Annotated in this window: 4 protein-coding genes; all 4 read left to right on the forward strand. The window is 55.4% G+C overall.

The annotated features are described in order from the left end of the window. The first annotated feature begins 164 nt into the window (after positions 1-164). Positions 165-1124, forward strand: a complete 960-nt coding sequence (locus VKV29_RS14900) for a type II secretion system protein (protein WP_324202112.1) — start codon at positions 165-167, stop codon at positions 1122-1124. 24 nt (positions 1125-1148) lie between these two features. Next, a complete protein-coding gene (locus tag VKV29_RS14905) occupies positions 1149-1322 on the forward strand; it encodes an archaellin/type IV pilin N-terminal domain-containing protein (protein ID WP_324202113.1) in 174 nt (57 codons plus the stop codon). 592 nt (positions 1323-1914) lie between these two features. Then, complete coding sequence (gene cbiM, locus VKV29_RS14910; protein WP_324202114.1) at positions 1915-3879, forward strand: cobalt transporter CbiM; 1965 nt, start codon at positions 1915-1917, stop codon at positions 3877-3879. After that, positions 3879-4746 (forward strand): ABC transporter ATP-binding protein (locus VKV29_RS14915; RefSeq protein WP_324202115.1); only part of this gene is annotated, 868 nt, incomplete at its 3' end. The genes cbiM and VKV29_RS14915, both read left to right, overlap by 1 nt.

Here is a 4746-nt window from a genome sequence, read left to right on the forward strand (position 1 = left end):
ACCGTAGCGGCCTACCGAGGACGGATACCTTCACACAGATGTCGTGCGTTCCATGCCTCTCCCCATACCGGAGGAGATGAGGCTTTTAGGTTCCTGAACCATAAGGAACCTTTCGCGCAAACCGGTCAAAAAACCAAATCCAAAATCTTAGGAGGCAAACTTAGATGAAATCGAAGTTCGCTTATCGCCCTGCGCGGGTGGAAAACGGTGTGCGAGGGTTTACCCTCATCGAGCTTCTCGTAGTTATCGCAATAATTGCGATACTCGCGGCCATTCTGTTCCCCGTCTTCGCTCAAGCACGGGAACAAGCCCGCAAAACCGTGTGTCTCTCTAACATTAAGCAGCTTAACACGGGCGTCCAGATGTACATGCAGGATTACGACGAGACGATTCCCCTGCTGTGCGGCTCCAATCCAGGGGATAACTCGACAGGCTATAGCTTCGTCACCTGGCAGGATACCACCCAGCCCTACATCAAGAACTACCAGCTTCTCTTTGACCCCGACGGTTTCTACCACGGAACCACCATCTACTGGGGTCAACCCGGCCCGCATCAGTATTTCGACTATATCACCTCCTATGGCATTATGGGAAATATTGCTACCATGAATATGCTAACAGGAGGCAACTTCTCTAGCTGGATCACGAGAAATAAGCAGTGGATCAATAGCTTTGTCCCGCCAGGCACTCAATATGATGGGGTAGCAGGAGCTGCGGATCTTGGAGGATTCTGGACAGGTACTGCGATGGCACGCCCTGTACCAAGTGTTACTTTAGCCGGCGTGGCCCGCCCGGCGGAGTACGCCTTCCTCTACGATGCCGGCAACTTCGATGCTTGGCACTTTACTTTTCCGAGTATCGCTCCCCAAGGTATCGGCTGGTGCGGTGCCTATACTGATAACAATGGTAACCCATATACTTGGACGTTCTTTGGGCCTAACCCGCTGCACAATGGAAAGCCGGTGAATACTTGTAATGTCAACAATCCAAACACGCGTGACTTTGAGCAGGGGTTAGCCAATGTCTCCTTCCTCGACGGGCATGCCAAGGCCATGAAGGGGCCTGCGCTGCTGAAGCTCACACCCGATAGAACCCACCTCTACTACTTCACCATTAGCCAGTAGTTGAGCGTGGATGAGGAGTGGTCAATGAAAAAGCAGGTAAGTCCGATTGTGGCGGTGGTTCTCGTTGTGCTTGCGGTTTTGATTGCGGCAGGAGCGCTGTTCTACTTCCTACGTACGCCCTCCGGCCCGGACAACTCCTATATGGCACGCGAGCACCTGCCGCCACGAAGGCCCCCTATTGCCGGTGGAGGGAAATAACCGCTGGCGAATTAGGAAGGAGAGGCCGAAATGTATTCGGCCTCTCCTTTCATTTTCCTTATCGCAGATAGATGGTTTACTCTGCTATTCTAGAGTCAATTATCAAAGAAGACCGAGAGGTGGCTTATTGGTCTCCCCTCTCCCAAATTGGGAGAGGGGCGGGGGGGTGAGGGCTGCAGAAGCTGTCAATCTCACGGAGCTAGAGCTAGTCTATTCCGCAAGCCCATCTTGTTCGCCCCCTATCCAGGCCTTTCCCCCGATTCGGGAGAAAGGGGGCGGTTATGATTAGTTTCCAGTTTTAAAGCAAGTTAGCAAAGTAAGCTAAGCTAGGGAAGTAAGCATCTCCCTTAACAAAGCGCAAGCAAGTTTGCACACTTTAAACGCTCAGATTTTGGAGGGGTCAACCAAGAATGGTTAGTCAGATGAAACCGGGAGTTCACCTATTGGTCTCTCCTCTCTACTCGGAGGAGCGGAGTGGAAAATCTGACCAAACGAAATAAAAGCCGCAGAAGCGCGCCAAGGGCAGCTCTAGACAACCTCAGGCGTTTGGGAGTAACATGAACGGTAAGGTTGGGAGAAGAGGTGCGCCACAATGCATATTCCCGATGGGGTGATTAGCCCATCCACATGTGCTGTGATGGCCGCGGCGATGGTGCCCGTTTGGGTAACCGCCGGCAGGCGCGTGCGAAAGGAAGTGGGGCTACGTCAAACACCGCTGCTCGCACTAGGGGCAGCGTTTAGCTTTACGGTGATGCTGTTTAATGTGCCTGCGCCTGGGGGGACAACGGCGCATCCGGTAGCTGGCACCCTGCTTGCGGTAATGCTAGGGCCTTGGGCAGCCTGCATTGGGGTCTCTGTGGCCTTGGCCATTCAAGCGCTTCTGTTCGGTGATGGCGGCCTGTTGGCCTATGGGGCCAACTGCTTTACCATGGCCTTCGTATTGCCTTTTGTGGGCTATTTCGTCTATCGGCTGCTGGCCGGGCGCTCGCCAAGCAACGCTCTCTGGCGCGCCATCTGTGCCGGATTGGGCGCCTACTGTGGCATCAACGCAGCTGCAGCGGTAGTGGGCGTTTTGCTGGGTCTGCAACCGCTTCTTTTTCATACTCCAGACGGGCGTGCACTCTATTTTCCCTTTGGCCTCGACATCTCCGTGCCAGCCATGCTGGCGGCGCACCTCCTGGTAGCCGGTCCGGCGGAAGCCGTCGTCACCACGTTTGCCGTCCGCTACCTGCAAATTGCCGGTCATCCTCTTTACAACACGGGAGATAGCGCCTTAGCGCGTAGCGGTCTGCAGACGCGATGGGCGGTTATTATCCTGTTATTGATGGTTCTGCTCTCTCCTCTAGGACTTTTAGCGAACGGAAGCGCTTTTGGAGAGTGGGGCGCACAGGATATTAAAACGCAGATAGAACATCTGTTGCGAAGGCCAGGCTATGTGCCGCCGGGCATGGCACGGTTCGAAAAAGGCTACCACGGACTTTTACCCGATTACGCTCAGCCGGAGACCGGCATGAACATCTGGGGCTATATCGCCGCCGGCTTCTTGGGCACCACCGCCATAGCGGGACTTCTTCTGTTAACCGGCCGTCTCTGGATGCGCCACGAGGAGCAGCGCCAACGCCAGCCTATCTCGCCCTCATGCTCCTTAACGGGTTCATCCTCGCTACCGCCGTGGCTCACAACAAACTCCACCCAACCAAAGGCTGCAGAGAATGGTACAGAACGCAAAAGTTCGCCTTTTTTGGAACGAACCCTCGCCGAGCTTGCTGCCGGTGCCACAATAACCCTTCGAGCAGAGGAGAGCGCCGCGCGTAAAGGCTTTTTGCAGCAGTTCGATCCTCGTGCCCGTCTCATTGGGTTGCTGCTGCTGGCCGTCTTGGCAACACTCCAAACGCATTTCGTACCTCTTGTAGGGCTAACCCTATTTGCCCTCGTTTTGGCGCACACCTCTCGCATTTCCCTCCCCACCTTCCTTAAACGGGTCTGGCTTACGGCCCCGGTCTTCGTGCTGCTCGTAGCCTTGCCGTCGGCCCTCAACATCGTAACACCGGGACGCGCTCTGTTGGTGCTGTGGCATCATCCATTCCTCTGCCTCACCACCTCCGGAATGCAAAGTGTGATGTTGCTGGTACTGCGAGTGGGTGCCGCCGTCTCTTTCGCCGCGCTTCTGCCGCTTACCACCCGTTGGCGTGACTTACTCTATGCCATGCAGTGCCTAAAGGCGCCGCGAATCTTTGTGCAGGTTTTAGGGATGGCCCATCGTTACCTCGCCGTGCTGATGCAGACCGCCGATGAGATGTTTACAGCCCGAAGAAGCCGTCAGGTCGGCCGCGTAGAAGATGCCGAGGCGCGTCGGTTTGCTGGGGTGAGCATCGGAACGCTTTTTGCGAAAACTCTCTATCTGTCCGATGAAGTACACGATGCCATGATCGCACGAGGCTATACCGGTGAAGTGCGTGTACTGCACACTTTGCGTTGGCGTTTCGCCGACATCCTGTTTCTTCTGGCCGTATTCTTGGTTATGGGCTTTACTTTTCTAGGAGGGCGTCGCTTTTAATGGAACGACGTGAGACACCATCTTCCCTCGCCTCTTCGCTGGCCAACGTGTTTGTTTTGAAACAGGTGAGCTATCGCTACAACCCGGAGACCCCGGCGCTTTCAAACATCTCTGTAGAGTTACGTACAGGGGAAAGCGTGGCGATACTGGGCGCCAATGGCTGCGGGAAGTCTACCCTTCTAAAACTGCTTGGAGGGCTGCTTTTTGCACAAGAGGGTGAAGTGCTTGCCTTTGGCGAGCCGCTAACCGAAACCTTTCTCAACGTGGAGCGTAATGCCCATAGGTTTCGACGGCGCGTGGGCTTCGTGTTTCAAAACGCCGACGCCCAACTGTTCTCGGCCACCGTGCGCGAGGAGCTGGCTTTCGGGCCGCTTCATCTTGGTCTGCCGCCTGAGGAGGTTTTACAGCGTGTGCACGATGTGGCGCACCTTGTTAACGTGGCGTCGCTGCTGGATCGTCCTCCTTTTCTCCTATCTCACGGAGAGAAGCGACGTGTCGCCCTAGGTTGCGTTTTGGCCACCAACCCCGACGTGCTTCTGCTGGACGAGCCGACCACCGGCCTCGATCCGCGATCTCAAGTGAGGTTTTTGGAACTGCTTCATGCGCTTCATCAGGCCGGTAAAACCCTGATCATAAGCACCCACGACCTCCATCTCGTTCCGGAGATCGCTCAGCGCGCTCTTATTATGGCCGAAGACCATACGCTTGCAGCGGATATCCCCGCCGCCCAGCTTTTTGACAACCTCGACCTCCTCTACCGTGTGAACCTCGTTCATGAACATATGCATCGGCACGGCAATATCGTCCACTCGCACCCGCACTATCACTCCGGTGAACACACCCATTCGCATCTACCGTCGCTCGAAT

Origin of the sequence: Chthonomonas sp., from assembly GCF_035294165.1 — a bacterium.
GTDB lineage: Bacteria > Armatimonadota > Chthonomonadetes > Chthonomonadales > Chthonomonadaceae > Chthonomonas.